The 16,151-nt window shown below is 59.1% G+C and carries 13 protein-coding genes and 2 other annotated features; of the genes, 6 read left to right on the top strand and 7 right to left on the bottom strand.

Annotated elements, in window-relative coordinates; genetic code table 11:
* Positions 1-8: 8 nt before the first annotated feature.
* Positions 9-1,706: a biosynthetic-type acetolactate synthase large subunit gene (gene ilvB, locus ACFER_RS00860; protein WP_012937560.1), complete on the bottom strand. Its 1,698-nt coding sequence runs from the start codon at positions 1,704-1,706 to the stop codon at positions 9-11.
* A gap of 146 nt (positions 1,707-1,852) precedes the next feature.
* Positions 1,853-2,091 (bottom strand) — a binding site (T-box leader).
* A gap of 384 nt (positions 2,092-2,475) precedes the next feature.
* On the opposite strand from ilvB (ACFER_RS00860), the gene ACFER_RS00855 reads away from it, so the two are divergent.
* From ACFER_RS00855 to ilvN, 5 genes are all read left to right on the top strand, one after another.
* Positions 2,476-3,987 (top strand): HAMP domain-containing sensor histidine kinase, encoded by a 1,512-nt coding sequence (locus ACFER_RS00855; RefSeq protein ID WP_012937559.1) that lies wholly within the window; start codon positions 2,476-2,478, stop codon positions 3,985-3,987.
* A complete protein-coding gene (locus tag ACFER_RS00850; protein ID WP_012937558.1) occupies positions 3,959-4,645 on the top strand; it encodes a response regulator transcription factor in 687 nt (228 codons plus the stop codon). Before ACFER_RS00855 ends, ACFER_RS00850 begins: the two co-directional genes overlap by 29 nt.
* Positions 4,646-4,775: 130 nt before the next feature.
* Positions 4,776-5,016, top strand: a binding site (T-box leader).
* Between the two features lie 89 nt (positions 5,017-5,105).
* Positions 5,106-6,116 carry a ketol-acid reductoisomerase gene (gene ilvC, locus ACFER_RS00845; protein ID WP_012937557.1) on the top strand — a complete coding sequence of 337 codons (1,011 nt, stop codon included), beginning with the start codon at positions 5,106-5,108 and terminating at the stop codon, positions 6,114-6,116.
* 121 nt (positions 6,117-6,237) lie between these two features.
* Entirely contained in the window at positions 6,238-7,935 is a 1,698-nt protein-coding gene (gene ilvB / locus ACFER_RS00840) for a biosynthetic-type acetolactate synthase large subunit (RefSeq protein ID WP_012937556.1), read from the top strand.
* Positions 7,932-8,435 carry an acetolactate synthase small subunit gene (gene ilvN / locus ACFER_RS00835; RefSeq protein WP_012937555.1) on the top strand — a complete coding sequence of 168 codons (504 nt, stop codon included), beginning with the start codon at positions 7,932-7,934 and terminating at the stop codon, positions 8,433-8,435. The genes ilvB (ACFER_RS00840) and ilvN overlap by 4 nt, the downstream gene beginning before the upstream one ends.
* Positions 8,436-8,716: 281 nt before the next feature.
* Here ilvN and ACFER_RS00830 read toward each other — a convergent pair whose 3' ends face one another.
* The 6 genes from ACFER_RS00830 to ACFER_RS00805 form a co-directional block, all read right to left on the bottom strand.
* Positions 8,717-9,286, bottom strand: a complete 570-nt coding sequence (locus tag ACFER_RS00830; protein WP_012937554.1) for a DNA-3-methyladenine glycosylase I — start codon at positions 9,284-9,286, stop codon at positions 8,717-8,719.
* A gap of 87 nt (positions 9,287-9,373) precedes the next feature.
* On the bottom strand, positions 9,374-10,447 hold the full coding sequence (gene leuB, locus ACFER_RS00825) for a 3-isopropylmalate dehydrogenase (RefSeq protein ID WP_012937553.1): 1,074 nt from the start codon (positions 10,445-10,447) through the stop codon (positions 9,374-9,376).
* Positions 10,447-10,929 (bottom strand): 3-isopropylmalate dehydratase small subunit, encoded by a 483-nt coding sequence (locus ACFER_RS00820; protein ID WP_012937552.1) that lies wholly within the window; start codon positions 10,927-10,929, stop codon positions 10,447-10,449. Before ACFER_RS00820 ends, leuB begins: the two co-directional genes overlap by 1 nt.
* Positions 10,926-12,191, bottom strand: coding sequence for a 3-isopropylmalate dehydratase large subunit (gene leuC / locus ACFER_RS00815; RefSeq protein ID WP_012937551.1), 1,266 nt, complete (start codon positions 12,189-12,191; stop codon positions 10,926-10,928). Before leuC ends, ACFER_RS00820 begins: the two co-directional genes overlap by 4 nt.
* Positions 12,192-12,514: 323 nt before the next feature.
* Positions 12,515-13,921, bottom strand: a complete 1,407-nt coding sequence (locus tag ACFER_RS00810) for a WG repeat-containing protein (RefSeq protein WP_012937550.1) — start codon at positions 13,919-13,921, stop codon at positions 12,515-12,517.
* A gap of 24 nt (positions 13,922-13,945) precedes the next feature.
* Positions 13,946-14,875, bottom strand: coding sequence for a LysR family transcriptional regulator (locus ACFER_RS00805; protein ID WP_012937549.1), 930 nt, complete (start codon positions 14,873-14,875; stop codon positions 13,946-13,948).
* Positions 14,876-15,015: 140 nt separating this feature from the next.
* Here ACFER_RS00805 and ACFER_RS00800 point away from each other — a divergent pair, with 140 nt between their 5' ends.
* Entirely contained in the window at positions 15,016-16,086 is a 1,071-nt protein-coding gene (locus tag ACFER_RS00800) for an AbrB family transcriptional regulator (protein ID WP_012937548.1), read from the top strand.
* Positions 16,087-16,151: the final 65 nt, after the last annotated feature.

Here is a 16,151-nt window from a genome sequence, read left to right as displayed (position 1 = left end):
TCTCCTCCTTATTTTTCCTCAGGACCCAGGATCATCTGATCCAGGCCTTTGCTGCCCGGGACCACCGGGTAGACCCGCTCATCCTCCGGGATGGTGATTTCCAGCAGGGCGGAGTCCTCCGACCCGAACAGGAAATCCAGTCCTTCCGCCAGTTCTTCCGGCCGGGAAATGCTCCGGGACGGGATGCCCATGGCTTCGGCGATTTTGGCCATGGAGGGCTTCCGGATCAGTTTCGTCTGGGAATACCGGCCGCCCCGGAACAGGCCCTGGAGCTGGCGCACCATGCCCAGCTGGCCGTTTTTCAGGACGATGGTCTTCACCTGGATGCCGTAGGTGGGCAGGGTGGTGAATTCCTGACAGTTCATCAGGATGCTCCCGTCCCCAGTGATCAGCAGCACCGTTTTCTCCGGTTCTCCCACCTTGGCGCCCAGGGCGGCGGGCAGGCCGAAGCCCATGGTGCCCAGGCCCCCGGAGGTGAGGAAGTGCCGGGGCTGTTCCGTAGGGAAGAACTGGGCAGCCCACATCTGGTGCTGGCCCACATCCGTCACCACAATGGTATCCCTGGGAGCCCGGGCCGCCGCCTGTTTCAGTGCTATTTCCGGGGAGATGCCCCCCTGGCAGGCATGGGCACTGCAGGGGATTTCCGCCTTCATTTCTTCCGCCTGTTCTCGCCAGGGAGCTACCTGTTCCCGGAATTCTTCCGCCAGCGGTTCCACCAGCTGGCTGAACAGGGGCAGGGATTCTTTCAGATCCCCGGGCACCGCCACCTGGACCGGGATGATCTTGTTGATTTCTCCCGGTTCCACATTGAAATGGACGATCCGGGCCGCCGGGGCAAAGAGTCCGGCCTTGGCAGTGGACCGTTCATCGAACCGGACCCCGAACGCCAGCAGCAGGTCGCAACCGGATACGGCCATATTGGCGGCATAGCTGCCGTGCATCCCCAGCATCCCCAGGTTCTGGGGCAGGGAATCGGGTACGGCGCCTTTTCCCATCAGGGTGGTCACCACCGGGATTCCAGTTTTTTCCGCCAGGGCAGTCAGTTCTCCGGCCGTTTCGGAGAGGATCACCCCGCCTCCGGCCATGATCACCGGCCGACGGGCCCGGCGGAGGGCTTCCGCCGCCCGCTGGACATCGGCCTGCCGGGCATGCTGGCTGCCCTGGTAGCCCAGGAGATGGACTTCGTTGGGATACTGGAAGTCCAGCCGGGCATCGAACACGTCGGTGACAATGTCGATGAGCACCGGCCCCGGCCGTCCGGTCCGGGCAATGTAAAAGGCCTCCTTCAGCACCTGGGGCAGGTTCCCCACCTTCCGGACCAGATAGTTGTACTTGGTGATGGGGGTGGTGATCCCGGCGGTGTCCGCTTCCTGGAAGGCATCCTGGCCGATCAGGGAAGTGGCCACCTGTCCGCTGATGATCACCAGGGGGATGGAATCCATGTTGGCGGTGGCAATGCCTGTCACCATGTTGCAGACCCCGGGGCCGCTGGTGGCAATGCATACCCCCACCTTTCCCGTGGCCCGGGCATAGCCGTCCGCCGCATGGATGGCCCCCTGTTCGTGGCCGGTAAGGATATGGGGAAAATGGGTTTTGTAAATGGCATCATACAGGCCCAGTACGGCTCCGCCCGGGTAGCCGAAGACCACCGGGACCTGTTCTGCCTTGAGACATGCAAGGATGGCTTCTGCGCCGGTCATTTCCATAAAAGGTCCTCCTTCATGTATCCTGTCCTTTTCAAATGGCCCTGGTATCGGGGCCTGCATCCTTTTCAATGGGTTCTGGTATCCTGAACCCGGCATGGGGGAAAGTCGATTTGACGGGGGCCGCAGAAATAAAAAAACCGTCCCTGAAAAGGGACGGAAAAATCCGCGGTACCACCCTGTTTCCCCGGCCATTGCTGGTCCGGGACACTTTGCCACGTACAATCATACGCGCTTCCGATAACGGGGAATGCCGTCCAGGCCTACTGCACTGCTTCGGCCTGTCTCCTCCGGGACCAGTTTCCTCCAGGTTCCCCTGATGGCTTCCACCAGCCGCCATCTCTCTGCAAGGTTTCCCCGGACTACTCTTTCCCCTCATGGGCTTGGGATGTGAAATTGTGAATTGGAATTATTTTACCTTCCCTACGGACGTGTGTCAACTGTATTTCCGAAAAATGTTGCACTTTCATTCTTTCTCCATGGATATTGTAACGAATCATACAATGTTCCATCCGTCACAGGCAGGATACAGCCCGACCGACGGCCGGGCTGTAGGGGCTTCCCCCGAAAAGCCCCTACAGCCGTTGGTGTCGGAGGGACGGGCATTTGGCGGGCCGCCCGGCGTGCGGCCCCTACGGCATCGCAATGGGTCATAGGATTTTCATCGTCTGTGCTCTTCACTCTGCACTCTGCACTTCCGGCCATGAATGGTATAATAAGAAACAGTACAAAAGAAAGGAGTACCTGCTGTGCACAGCAGGAAGTGGACCTTATGCGCTGGAAAGATCTGCCCATCCGGAAGCGGCTGCTGGCCGCCAACTATCTGATGATCCTGATGCCCGTCCTCTGTTTCGCCCTGCTCAGTCTGGGGATTTTCTGGATCTTCGGTCTGGAAAATCTGAACCGCAGCAGCATCATTTCCTTTATCTGGCCGGAAAGCGGCCCCAATCTGACCATCCAGTTCGAACTGACCCGGCTCCGGGTCCGGTCCGACCATTTCGAACCGGACAATCCCCATCCCCTGATGCGGGTCACCGAACATCTGGAAGACCAGGGGCTCCGGGTAGTGCTGGAACAGCATGGTCATCCCTTCTATACAACAAAGGGACAGCAGCCGGACGAAATCCGCACCACTGCTCTCCAGCAGGTGCCGGAAGGCCAGGGAGGCATCAGCTGGGGCAAGAAGGGCCTGGCTTTCCATTACCGCTCCCTCCAGACGGGGGTGGAGGCCTGGGTCACGGGACCGGACCCGCTGGTAGAGGGGGATGACCTGTTCACCCTCCATTCCAAAGAACTGTTCAAAGGCAGTTTCATCGGCGCCTTCCTCCTGGTGCTGCTGGCCGCCGCCCTGGTGGGCCTGCTCCTCAGCCGGCTCATGGCCCGGCAGCTGCTGAAGCCCCTGGGAAAACTGCGCCGGGTTGCGGCCCAGGTGAGCCGGGGGGACCTGGATACCCCCATCCGGGCGGACAGCCGGGATGAAATCGGGGACACCCTCCGGGCCTTTGAAAAAAGCCGTCTGGAACTGTGCCGGGCCCGGCAGAAACGGGAGCAGGATGAACGAAGCCGGAAGGAAATGCTGGCCGGCATCGCCCATGACCTGGCCACCCCCCTGACCAAGATCCAGGGCTATGCGGCGGGAATCCAGGACGGCATTGCGGATACCCCGGAAAAGCGGCAGCGCTATCTCCAGAAGATCCTGGAAACCACGGAGAACATGGCCAAACTGAACCAGACCCTGTTCCTGTTTTCCAAACTGGATCTGGACCAGGTCCCCTTCCACTGGGAAACGGTGGATCTGTGTTCCTGGATGAGGGATTATGTGGAAAAACAGCGGGAGCACTGGGAGCAGAACGGCCTCCATCTCACCTTTTCCACCGCCCTCACAGCAGCCCCCATCCGGATGGACCGGGACCAGTTTGCCCGGGTGCTGGAGAACCTGCTGGGCAACAGCTGGAAATACAAAACGGAGAAAGCCGGTACCTTGGCCATCGCCCTGAAGCCCCAGGGAAAAAACCAGGTCCGGCTGGAACTGGCAGATGACGGTCCCGGCGTGGCTCCGGAGCAGCTGGACCGGATCTTCGAAAGTTTTTACCGGACGGACCGGGCCCGAAGCCATGTGTCCGCCGGCAGCGGCCTGGGACTGGCGGTGGTCCGGAAAATCACCACCACCATGAAGGGGACCATCCGGGCGGAAGCCAACCAACCCCATGGACTGAAAATCTGCATGACATTTCCTTTGGAGGAGGACCTGAACAATGGAAAAAATCCTGATCGTGGAAGATGACCTGGATATTGCCGAACTGGAACGGGATTATCTGGAAGCCAACGGGTTTGCGGTGGCCATTGCCGGAGACGGCCTGGCCGGAGAAAAGGCGGCCCTGGATGAAAAAGTGGACCTGGTGCTCCTGGACATTATGCTGCCTGGGATGGACGGATTCCAGGTCTGCCGGCGGATCCGGGAAAAGCGGAACATCCCCATCCTGCTGGTATCCGCCCGACAGGAGGACGTGGACAAAATCCGGGGTCTGGGTCTGGGAGCCGATGACTACATCGTCAAGCCCTTCAGCCCCGGGGAACTGGTAGCCCGGGTCAAGGCCCATCTCCAGCGGTACCGGCAGCTCACCGGGCAGCATTCCGGGGACCAGCTGCTCCGGCGGAAAGACCTGACCATCGACCGGAAAGGCCATCATGTGTACCTGAAGGGAAAAGAGATCGCCATGCCCAACAAGGAATTTTCTCTGCTCCTGTTCCTTGCCGAAAACCCCGGTGTGGTCTTCAGCAAGGAAACCCTGTTCGAACGGATCTGGGGAGAGGATTCCCTGGGAGATACCGCCACCGTATCCGTCCACGTGAACCGGATCCGGGAAAAGATCGAACCCTCCACCGCCAAACCGGAATACATTGAAACCGTCTGGGGCGTGGGGTACCGGTTCCGGAAATGAAGCCGGACTATTCCATTCATTACACTTTTTATTTTGTTTCCGCCATTTTGAAACTTTTTCAAAAATCCTGTTGACAGTTGTTTTTGTACAATGTATACTTACCTCATCCTTTTCGAACCAAGTGAACAAGGCAAATCCCATGAAGGGAACGAGTACTTTGTCCCCCGTTTCTCCCAGAGAGCTGACAGATGGTGGAAGTCAGCAGAAACCGGCAAAGGAAAATCCTCCCCCAGGAGCCTGCTGAAGCCCAGTAAGCATGGACGGCCTTCCCCCGTTAACCGGAACGCGTATGTTAGTACGTAGCAGAGCGCTTCGCGCCAGCAATGGCCGGAGAACCAGGGTGGTATCGCGGAAATGTTTCCGTCCCTATTTTACAGTAGGGACGGATTTTTTTATACGAACAGCCCGGCTCTGCCCCGTATCCCCCATTTTATTTCTATTTTCAAAGGAGATGTTTCCCATGGCAAAAGTATTTTATGACAAGGACGTTAACTGGAGCGTACTGAAGGACAAAACGGTGGCCATCATCGGCTACGGCAGCCAGGGCCATGCCCATGCCCTGAACCTGAAAGAAAGCGGTGTCAATGTGGTGGTTGGCCTGTACAAAGGCAGCAAATCCGCCGATGTGGCCCGTGCCGCCGGCCTGGAAGTGAAGACCGTTGCGGAAGCAGTAGCTGCCGCTGATGTGACCATGGTCCTGATTCCGGATGAAAAACAGGCTGATGTGTACAAAGCCGAAATCGCTCCCAACCTGAAGAGCGGCAGCGCCCTGGCTTTTGCCCATGGATTCAACATCCATTTTAAACAGATCGTCCCTCCTGCCGATGTGGACGTGTTCATGGTCGCCCCCAAAGGCCCGGGCCATCTGGTCCGCCGGACTTTCGTGGAAGGCGGCGGCGTGCCTGACGTATTCGCCGTGGAACAGGATGCCACCGGCAAATGCTTCGACCTGGCCCTGGCCTATGCCAGAGGCATCGGCGGCACCCGTGCCGGGGTCATCCAGACCACCTTCCAGGAAGAAACCGAAACCGACCTGTTCGGGGAACAGGCTGTACTGTGCGGCGGCATCTGCCAGCTGATCACCAACGGGTTCGAAACCCTGTGCGAAGCCGGCTACCAGCCTGAAATCGCCTACTTCGAAACCTTCCATGAAATGAAACTGATCGTGGACCTGATGTACGAAGGCGGCATGGCCAAAATGCGGAAATCCATCTCCGACACTGCTGAATACGGCGACTACACCGCTGGCCCGAAAGTGGTGACCCAGGATTCCAAAGCTGCCATGAAGCAGGTCCTGAGCGACATCCAGGACGGCACCTTCGCCAAAGACTGGCTGTTGGAAAACCGCGCCGGCGGACGGGCCCACTTCCTGGCCATGCGCCGTCAGCATGCCGAACATCCCATCGAAAAAGTCGGGGAAAAACTGCGCAGCATGATGCCCTGGCTGCATGAAAACGACAAAAACGAGTAAGCAGGCGGGAGCAGTCACTAGTCTCTAGTCACTAGTCTACAGCCAAAGGAAGGCAATCCTGCGGGATTGCCTTTCTACTTAATGAATCCAACCAACAACCATCATTCACAAAGGAGGAACCATGAAGATCACCGGTGCAGAAGCCGTCATCGAAAGTTTGCGAAAGGAACAGGTCCAGGTTGTCTTCGGATACCCTGGAGGAGCCGTACTGAGCCTGTATGATGCTCTGTACCGGATGAAGTTCCCCCATATCCTCACCGGCCATGAACAGGGCGCCGTCCATGCAGCGGACGGCTATGCCCGGGCCACGGGACAGGTGGGCGTCTGTTTTGCCACCAGCGGCCCCGGGGTCTGCAACATGGTCACTGGCATTGCCACCGCCAACATGGATTCCATTCCCCTGGTGGTGATCAGCGGCCAGGTGGCCACCCCTCTGATCGGCCGGGATTCCTTCCAGGAAGCGGATATTTCCGGCATCACCACCCCCATCACCAAGCACAATTACCTGGTGAAGAGAGTCCAGGATCTGCCCCGGGTACTGAAGGAAGCCTTCTACATCGCCCGGAGCGGCCGTCCCGGGCCAGTGCTGGTGGACGTGGCCAAGGACGTGTTCGACACCCCCTTTGACTACGAGTATCCGGAAACCGTATCCCTGCGGGGCTATCAGCCCCTCCAGGAAGGCCGGGAAGCGGAAGTGTCCGCCGCCCTGGCGGCCCTCCGCCAGGCCCGCCGTCCCCTGCTGATGGTGGGGGGCGGGGTGGTTCTGTCCGATACAGCGGAACCTCTGCGGCAGATTGTCCGGGATGCCAGCCTGCCGGTGGTGTACACCCTCATGGGCAAAGGGGCCATCCCCGATGACTGGGAGGAAAACCTGGGCATGGCCGGGATGCACGGCACCTGGACCGCCAACATGGCCATCACCCAGTGTGATCTGCTGCTGACCGTAGGGGCCCGGTTCGACGACCGGGTCACCGGGTCCGTAGCCAATTTCGCTCCCAAAGCCCGGATCGTCCATTTCGACATCGACCAGGTGGAGATCAACAAGATCGTCCACGCGGACCTGAGTGTCAACGGGGATCTCCGCTGGTCCCTGCCGGCCTTCCGGAAACAGCTGGAAGCCAGTCCCATTCCGGCGGTCCAGACCGTCACCTGGCGCCAGGAGCTCCAGGAAATGAAAGCCGGTCACCCGGCCGGGACCCGTCCTTCTTCGGAAAAAGGCCTGTCTCCCCAGGTGGTGCTGGAAGAGACAGCGAAGAAAGCCGGTCCGGAAGCCCTGGTGGCTACGGATGTGGGCCAGCACCAGATGTGGGCGGCCCAGTTCTATCCGGTTTCCCAGCCCCATCATTTCATCACCTCCGGCGGTCTGGGCACCATGGGCTACGGCCTGCCCGCCGCCCTGGGGGCCCAGCTGGGCGAACCGGACAAACCGGTGGTACTGATCACCGGGGACGGCAGCATCATGATGAACTGCCAGGAATTTGCCACCCTTCACAAATACGGCATCGCCGTCAAGACCGTGGTCCTGCGGAACAACACCCTGGGCATGGTCCATCAGTGGCAGGGGATGTTCTACAAAGGGCATTTTGCCGAATCCGACCTGACCGCCAACCCGTCCATTGCCGGCGTAGCCCGGTCCATGGGGGTTCCGGCCTGGACGGTGGAAAAAGAAGAAGAGCTGCCGGCAGCCCTGGACAGACTCTTTGCCCAGGAAGGACCGGCGCTCCTGGAAGTGACCATCCCGCCGGACGAAAATGTCTATCCCATGGTCCCTGGCGGAAAGAAACTGGATGAAATGGTAACGGGAGGCGACAACGCATGATCCGACAGCATCTGGCCATCCTGGCCGACAACAAACCCGGGGTCCTGACCCATGTAGCCGGACTGATCAGCCGCCGGGCCATCAACATCGAGTTCATCAATGCCGGCTACACGGAAGAACGGGACGTGACCCGGATCAACATCGTGGTATCGGTGGAAGACCGGTATGAGCTGGACCAGGCCATCAAACAGCTGGCCAAGCTCATCGATGTGATCAAGGTGGTGAACCTGGACGACGCGCCCTTTGTCAGCTACGAACTGGCCATGATCAAGGTCAGCGCCCCCACCCCCCAGGTGCGGGAAGAAGTGGCCAGCCTGGCGGAACTGTTCCACGCCAAGGTGGTGGACGTGCAGAAAAAATCCCTGGTGCTCCGGCTCACCGGCCGGGAGGACCATATCGATGCCCTGCTGGAAGTCCTGGAGGACTACGAAATCATCGAAATCGCCCGGACCGGGCAGATTTCCCTGAGCCGGGGGCTGGTGCCGGTGAAGAAGATGTAGTAAAAAAAGCAGGTTTCGCAAAATGCGGAACCTGCTTTTTTGTCGGCTGTCAACGGTCAGCTGTCAGCAGCCGATGGAAATCAATTTTTGCAGATTGATTTTGAAACAGCATAAACCGTAGGGGGCGCAGGCCCGGCGCCCCGCAAAACACATGGTCAACGGCTGATTTGGCGGGCGGCCGGGCCTGTCGCCCCTACGAAAACAATTTATATAACGGTTGCCGTTGTTCAAAGCCAGCTTTGCTGGCTTCCTTTGGCCGTTGACAGGGGGTGTGAATTTTTTCATTTCCCTTTTTCCCGCTCCAAAAAACATCCCTTTTCGTGGCTCCAGATGATGCCCACGGCCTGGAGCAGGGAATAGATTACTATGGTGCCCACGAATTTCATGCCCCATTTCTTCAGGTCTTTGGAAATTGCATCGGACAGGGGCGAATGGGTGAGATCAGTTTCCCGGAGGGTCTTTCCCTCTGTCCAGTGCCACAGATACCGGTCGAAAGTGCTCCATTCCCGGCGTATGGCCAGGAACACCCGGGCGTTGGTCACCGCCGCCCGGATCTTCAGCCGGTTCCGGATAATGGCAGGATCCTGGCCCAGAGCCTCCAGTTTTTCTTCCGTATAGCCGGCGATGATTTCCGGATCGAACCCGTCAAAGGCCCGGCGGAACCCTTCCCGCTTGTTCAGCACACATTCCCAGGAAAGCCCGGCCTGGAAGGTTTCCAGCAGCAGCATTTCAAACAGTTTCCGGTCTTCATGGACCGGCCGTCCCCATTCTTCATCATGGTAGCGGATGTACCGGGGATTGCCGGGGTTGGCCCAGAAGCACCGCTGTTTCCCGTCCGCCCATTGGGTCATATTGATTTCCCTCCCTGCATGGTTTCTGGTATTCCATTCCAAAAAGGGGGTGTGAAAAAATTCACACCCCCGGTCTCCCACCAATCCTTATTTTCTCACCGCTTCTGCCACCAGCTGGCCCATTTTCTTTGTGCCTACAGTGGTCAGGCCTTCCCCGGCCAGATCCGGTGTCCGGTACCCGGCCTTCATTACATCGTCCACGGCCCTTTCAATGGCCCGGGCGGCTTCTTCCTGATAGAGGGAATACCGGAGCAGCATGGCGGCGGACAGGATGGTCCCCAGAGGATTGGCGATATCCTTCCCGGCAATGTCCGGAGCGCTGCCATGGATGGGTTCATAGAGCCCGGTGCCGTCCCCCAGGCTGGCAGAGGGCAGGAGCCCGATGCTGCCGGCAATGGTGGAGGCTTCGTCGCTCAGGATGTCCCCGAAAATATTGTTGGTGAGGATCACATCGAACTGTTTCGGGTTCAGCACCAGCTGCATGGCACAGTTGTCCACGTAGAAATGGTTCAGTTCCACATCAGGATAGTGGGCATCGTGGATTTCCTCCACAATTTTCCGCCACATCCGGGAGGCCCCCAGCACATTGGCCTTGTCCACGCTGGTCACCTTTCCCCGGCGCAGCCGGGCGGCTTCAAAGGCCTTGACAGCGATCCGTTCCACTTCCGGACGGGTGTATTTTTCCACGTCAGAGGCGGTTTCCACCCCGTCCACCAGAGCCGCTTCCCGGTGTTCCCCGAAATAGATGCCCCCGGTGAGTTCCCGGACGATGACCAGATCGGCCCCTTCCACCCGTTCCGTCTTCAGGGGGGACAGATGGGCCATGTAGGGCCGCACCTGGACCGGCCGCAGGTTGCAGTAGAGTCCCAGGGCCTTCCGGATACCCAGGAGGCCCTTTTCCGGCCGTTTGGTCACGTCTTCGATGTGATCCCATTTGGGGCCTCCCACGGCCCCCAGCAGCACCCCGTCAGCAGCCTTGGCGCTGGCGATGGTTTCTTCCGGCAGGGGGGTGCCGAACCGGTCGTAGGCACAGCCCCCCATGAGTTTGTGGTCATAGGAAATGTCCAGTCCGAACACGTCCGCAGTTTTCTTCAAAACAACCAGAGCCGCATCGGTGATCTCAGGACCGATGCCGTCCCCGGCCAATACAGTGACTTTCATCAGGCATGGACTCCTTTCACATAGTTGATGAGACCGCCGGCTTCGGCGATTTTCCGGACGAAGGCCGGCAGAGGATGGGTCTTGATCACCAGGCCCTTGTTCACCACACGGATCTCGCCCTTGTCAAAATCCACTTCCACCTGGTCCCCGGCCTGGATCTTTTTGGCTTCTTCCCCGATTTCCAGTACCGGCAACCCGATATTGATGGCATTCCGGTAGAAGATACGGGCAAAACTTTCCGCAATGATGCAGGCCACCCCCTTCTGCTGGATGACAATGGGGGCATGTTCCCGGGAAGACCCGCAGCCGAAGTTCCGGCCGGCCACAATGATGTCCCCGGGCTTCACATTGGGGGCAAAGGTGGTGTCGATGTCTTCCATGGCATGTTCACTCAGTTCCTTGAAATCGGAGATGTTCAGATAGCGGGCGGGGATGATCACATCCGTATCCACATGGTCTCCATAACGCCATACTTTACTCATTTCAGTACCTCCCTGGGATCCGTGATATGGCCGGTAACAGCGCTGGCCGCAGCGGTCAGCGGGCTGGCCAGATAGACTTCACTGTCCACATGGCCCATGCGGCCCCGGAAATTCCGGTTGGTGGTGGACACGCACCGTTCCCCGGCGGCCAGGATGCCCATGTAACCGCCCAGGCAGGGTCCGCAGGTGGGGGTGGAAACCGCCGCACCGGCTTCGATGAAGATATCCAGCAGGCCGTTGTCCATGGCCCGTTTGTAGATTTCCTGGGTGGCCGGGATGATGATGCAGCGCACCCGGGGATCCACTTTCCGCCCCTTCAGGATCCGGGCTGCGGAAACCAGGTCCTCATACCGTCCGTTGGTGCAGGACCCGATCACCACCTGATCGATGGCCAGGTCTTTTCCTTCCGCGGCGGGATGGGTGTTTTCCGGCAGATGGGGATAGGCCACCACCGGCACCAGCTTGTCCAGCTCGATGGTAATGGTCCGGGCGTACACGGCATCCTCATCCGCTTCCACCGCTTCCCAGGGACGGGTTACGCCCCGTTCCTTCAGGTATTCCCGGGTCTTGTCATCCACCGGGAAGATTCCGTTCTTGCCGCCGGCTTCAATGGCCATGTTGCAGATGGTGAACCGGTCCGCCATGGACAGTTCGCCCACCCCTTCCCCGAAAAATTCCAGGGACTGGTACAGGGCCCCGTCCACCCCGATCATGCCGATCAGGGTCAGGATCACATCCTTGCCGGAAATGTAATCCGGCTTCTTTCCGGTGAGCACCACTTTGATGGCCTTGGGGACCTTGAACCAGGTCTGGCCGCTGGCCATGGCCGCCCCCAGGTCCGTCTGGCCCACCCCGGTGGAGAAGGCGTTGACAGCCCCGTAGGTGCAGGTGTGGGAATCCGCCCCGATCACCAGTTCCCCGGGGGCCACCAGACCGCTGTCCGGCACCAGGGCATGTTCGATGCCCATCCGGCCCACTTCGAAGTAGTTGGTGATGTTGTGTTTCCGGGCAAAATCCCGCATATGCTTGCACAGGGTGGCGGATTTGATGTCTTTGGGGGGAGAGAAATGATCCGGCACCAAAGCGATCTTGTCCTTGTTGAATACAGGACGGCCGATTTTGTCGAATTCGTCGATGGCCGGTGGCCCGGTAATATCGTTGGCCAGGGTCAGGTCAACCTGGGAAACCAGCAGTTCTCCCTCTTCCACCTCCGGGCGGCCGGCATGCCGGGCCAGGATTTTCTGTGTTCTTGTCATACCCATAGTTCGGACTCCTCTCTTTCTTGCACCAAAAAGCCCCTACCTGCTGCAAAGCAGATAGGGGCGAATGAACGCGGTACCACCCTATGTTGGGACTCATTCAGCTTAACGCACTGTGGACGGCAGGGACTACTGATTTTTCCCCCCTGCGGCTCCCGGGTGAGAGGAATCCTCAAAGCTTACCGGCTCGCACCGACCGCCGGCTCTCTGGAAGTTTCTACGATTCCGCTCCCGTTCATTACCTGTGTTTGTTTGAAATGGTATGGTTTACATTATGACATTTTAAACCCATTATGTCAATGGTTTTTTGTAGCCGATTTGGAAATTCAGTCAAAAATTCCAGCCTTGTCATATTGCGGAGAGATTACCGTCTTTGCATTCTCATCCACATACCCCCATTTTTTCTTTTCCGGATCCCGGTAGGCCGCCCGGTCCGCCGTGAGAGGCCCCAGTTCCCGGAGTTCTCCCCGGAACGGCGCCACCGGATTCCCGGCTTTGTCGATGATGCCGCCCTTGTCCTTTTCCACCGCCGTGGTCCGGTCCTGGAAGAAGCTCTGGACACTGTCGAACCGGTTGGGAATCACCACTTTGTTGCTTTCATCGATGAAGCCCCATTTTTTGTCCGATCCGAAGGCTGCCAGCCCCTCACTGAAAGGCAGCAGGGCATCGTAGGCCGCCGGGATCACCACCTGCCCCTTGGTATCCACCATGCCCCAGTGGCCGTCCTCCCGGATCAGGGCCAGCTTTCCATAGAAGGGAGACACATAGCTGTAGGTGGGAGAAATTACTTCCTGGGCCTTTTTGTTCACATAGCCCCGGTACAGGCTGGAGGGCATCACCACCCCGGGCGAGATGCCGATGCCCCCGCCCCAGCCGTGATGGTGATGATGGTGGTGATAGCCGTAGCCGCCCCAGTAGGGACCCCAGCCCGGGCCCACGCCCCATACGGGACCGCCCCAGCCCCAGCCGTCACCCCAGCCCCAGCCGATGGAGATATAATCCAGGAGGCTGCGGCTGGCCCGGCGGACCCCCACTTCCGCCAGTCCGTTTTCCTGGAAATCCCCCACAAAGGAGTAGGATTTCAGTTTGGCGTATTTTTTTCCCTGGGTATCCATGAGCCAGCTGCCGTCCACCACGGCCACACCCTGGTGGAAATCCCCGGCTTTCCTGACGCTCACGGTGGGCAGCAGGGTCCCGTCTTTCCGGATATAAAACCACTGGCTGTCCTTTTTTACAGCCGCCAGCCCCTCACTGAAGCTGTGGACTTCCTTGTACTGGGGCTGGATCACCACTTTGCCAGTTTTGTCCGCAAAGCCCCATTTGCCCTGGAGCTTCACCGCCGCCAGCCCTTCCTGGAACGCCCGGGCTTCGTCGTACTCCCCGGGCAGCTTTTCTCCCTGGAGGGTGTAGAAGTTCCATTTTTTCTCTGCCACGCCTCCGATGATCCCTTCATTGATATCGGTGATTTTTTTCAGGGTGGGGGCCAGCAGCTGTTTCCCGTCCCGGTCATACAGGCCGTACCGGCCCTTCTGCTGGACCAGGATCACCGGATCCTCTTTGGGATCCCCCACCAGGATCTTTTTATAAGCCAGGGGCAGGATTTCCTTTCCCCCCTGGTCAATGACGCCCTGTTTTCCGTTCTTCTCCACCACGGCCACATGGTCGGCGGCAAAAGCCGTCTGCCCCAGGGCCAGGGAAAGTCCCAGCAGCAGAGCCATCTGTTTTCTGTTCATAGAAAACACCTCCGTTCCCTGGCCCTATTTTACCATAGAACCGGTGCCTGTTACACGGCTTCGGATCAGTGTACTGAGGGCTTCCATGGCCCGGGTCAGATAAGCCCCCTTCCGCCTGACCAGGTACAGGGTCCGGTCCAGGGGATGGCCTGCCACCTGGAAGAAAACAGACCGTTCCGTCCGGTGCAGGGTCCGAAAAGCCAGACCGGGGATCAGGGTGAACCCGTGATTGTCCTGGGCCAGCCGATGGGCCAGTTCCACACTGTCCGTTTCCAGGATGATCCGGGGCCGGATCCCGGCCTCCCGGAAAAACTGGTCCGCCTTGTACCGGAGCCCCCGTCCCGGTTTCAGCAAGATGAAGGGCTGGTTCTGGAGCAGACGGACATTCTCCAGACAGTTGCCGGTTCCGGGCTTCCAGCGGGGCTGTTTCTGCCAGAAAAACGGCGGAGCTTCCAGATAGACCGTATCCGTCAGCAACCGGGCGTATTCCAGTTCCGGATCATCGGTGAAATAAGTCAGGGCCAGGTCCAGCTTCCCCTGCCGGAGCAGGGGATTCAGCTGCCGGATCAGGGTTTCCGTCAGGTGGAGTTCCACATGGGGATACAGGGTGCGGAACTGCTCCAGGATCACCGGCAGCAGGGTTTCGCTGGAAATCCGGGAGAGCCCCAGCCGGATCTGTCCACTCTGGGAATCCCGGATATCGTGGATCTCCCGGAGCCCGTTCCGGTAGCTTTCCAGCATGGTCCGGGCCATCCGGGCGTAGATTTCTCCTGCCTGGGTCAGATACACCCCGCTGGCTTCCCGGACCAGCAGGGGCATCCCCGCTTCCTTTTCCACCATTTTCACGATCCGGCTCAGGGCCGGTTGGGAAAGTCCCAGACGGGCGGCAGCTGCCGTAATGTTTCCCGTTTCACAGACCGTCAGGAAATCCCGGAGATATTTTTCATGGAACATGGGCTTTCTCCTTTTGTCATATCATTTTTGCTATAGTCCTATTATACTATTAGGATTTTACAGTATGGAACAGATTGTCTATAATAAAATTATCTTACCGTACAAACCATCCTTTGTACCCTTGGAAGGAGCTCTTTTCCATGAAACGATTCACCGCATTCCTGGCAGCGGCCCTGGCAGGCTTCCTGCTGCGGCAGCTGTCCGTCCCCATTCCCTATATGCTGGGGGGCATTGCCGTGGGATTTCTTCTCCGGACCTTTCTGGACAACACCTTTTTCTGGCCCCGTTCCTGGCGGGGCCTTATGCTGGGGGTGGCCGGCTACGGCATCGGCAGCAACTGCACCCCGGATACCTTTTTCAAACTGAGCCAGGAAACCCTGGGGACCCTGGGGGCCAGCCTGTTCACCCTGGCCGTCTCGGTGGCCGTGGCCGTTTACATGCACCGGCACACCTTTGCCAACCTGCTCAGTTCCATCATGGGCTGCCTGCCGGGAGGGCTCACAGCCATGACCGTCCTGATGGATGACTATGAAGAAGCCGATGAGAACGTGGTGGTGGTCTCCCAGTGCCTGCGGCTGTTCGTGGTGGAAATCAGCGTCCCCCTCCTGGCCATCAATCTGTTCGGCGGCCAGGTCACCCGTCTGGCGGGAGTCGGCCTGTGGGACGCCTCCCGGGCAGATTTCCTGAGCCTGTTCCATCCGGGCTGGCTGCTGGTAGTCCCGGTAGTGCTGGTGGGACAGACCCTGGCCAAAAAGATCCACATGCCCACCGGCCAGCTGCTGGGCCCCATTATGATCACAGCCCTGCTGGCCCTGTGGATGGGCCGGGTGCCCCGGGTGCCCGCCCCGGCCATGGCCTTCGCCCAGCTCCATATCGGCCTGTACATCGGCACCATGCTGGACCGGGAAAAACTGCTGAAGACCCGGGCCCTGATCCCCAACGTGCTCCTTGGCTCCCTGCTGATGGTGGCTTCCAGTGCCGGCCTGTCCCTGCTCCTGTCCCGGCTCTATGGCTTCACCACCCTCACCGCCTTCCTGGCCCTGGCCCCCGGCGGCATTGCGGAAATGTGCCTCACCGGCCTGGAAATGCACCAGGATGTGGCCGTGATCCTTACCTATCAGCTGGTTCGGGTCCTGATGCTGGCCATGGGGGTGCCCTTCGTGATCCGGAAATTCTTCAAACCGTCCGGAGAGAAAAAACAGGGGGTGTGAAAAATAGCTTTCACACCCCCTGTCAACGGTCAACTGTCAACGGCCAGTGGATACATGTAGAAGTT

The sequence above is a fragment of the Acidaminococcus fermentans DSM 20731 genome, from assembly GCF_000025305.1.
GTDB lineage: Bacteria > Bacillota > Negativicutes > Acidaminococcales > Acidaminococcaceae > Acidaminococcus > Acidaminococcus fermentans.
Note: the sequence above shows the minus strand (reverse complement) of the source record. Positions and strands in the feature narration are given on the sequence as shown.

Coding starts and splice junctions, on each gene's coding strand:
- ilvB (WP_012937560.1), bottom strand. CDS start 1,706: ATGGAAATGACCGGCGCAGAAGCCATCCTTGCATGTCTCAAGGCAGAA.
- ACFER_RS00855 (WP_012937559.1), top strand. CDS start 2,476: ATGCGCTGGAAAGATCTGCCCATCCGGAAGCGGCTGCTGGCCGCCAAC.
- ACFER_RS00850 (WP_012937558.1), top strand. CDS start 3,959: ATGGAAAAAATCCTGATCGTGGAAGATGACCTGGATATTGCCGAACTG.
- ilvC (WP_012937557.1), top strand. CDS start 5,106: ATGGCAAAAGTATTTTATGACAAGGACGTTAACTGGAGCGTACTGAAG.
- ilvB (WP_012937556.1), top strand. CDS start 6,238: ATGAAGATCACCGGTGCAGAAGCCGTCATCGAAAGTTTGCGAAAGGAA.
- ilvN (WP_012937555.1), top strand. CDS start 7,932: ATGATCCGACAGCATCTGGCCATCCTGGCCGACAACAAACCCGGGGTC.
- ACFER_RS00830 (WP_012937554.1), bottom strand. CDS start 9,286: ATGACCCAATGGGCGGACGGGAAACAGCGGTGCTTCTGGGCCAACCCC.
- leuB (WP_012937553.1), bottom strand. CDS start 10,447: ATGAAAGTCACTGTATTGGCCGGGGACGGCATCGGTCCTGAGATCACC.
- ACFER_RS00820 (WP_012937552.1), bottom strand. CDS start 10,929: ATGAGTAAAGTATGGCGTTATGGAGACCATGTGGATACGGATGTGATC.
- leuC (WP_012937551.1), bottom strand. CDS start 12,191: ATGGGTATGACAAGAACACAGAAAATCCTGGCCCGGCATGCCGGCCGC.
- ACFER_RS00810 (WP_012937550.1), bottom strand. CDS start 13,921: ATGAACAGAAAACAGATGGCTCTGCTGCTGGGACTTTCCCTGGCCCTG.
- ACFER_RS00805 (WP_012937549.1), bottom strand. CDS start 14,875: ATGTTCCATGAAAAATATCTCCGGGATTTCCTGACGGTCTGTGAAACG.
- ACFER_RS00800 (WP_012937548.1), top strand. CDS start 15,016: ATGAAACGATTCACCGCATTCCTGGCAGCGGCCCTGGCAGGCTTCCTG.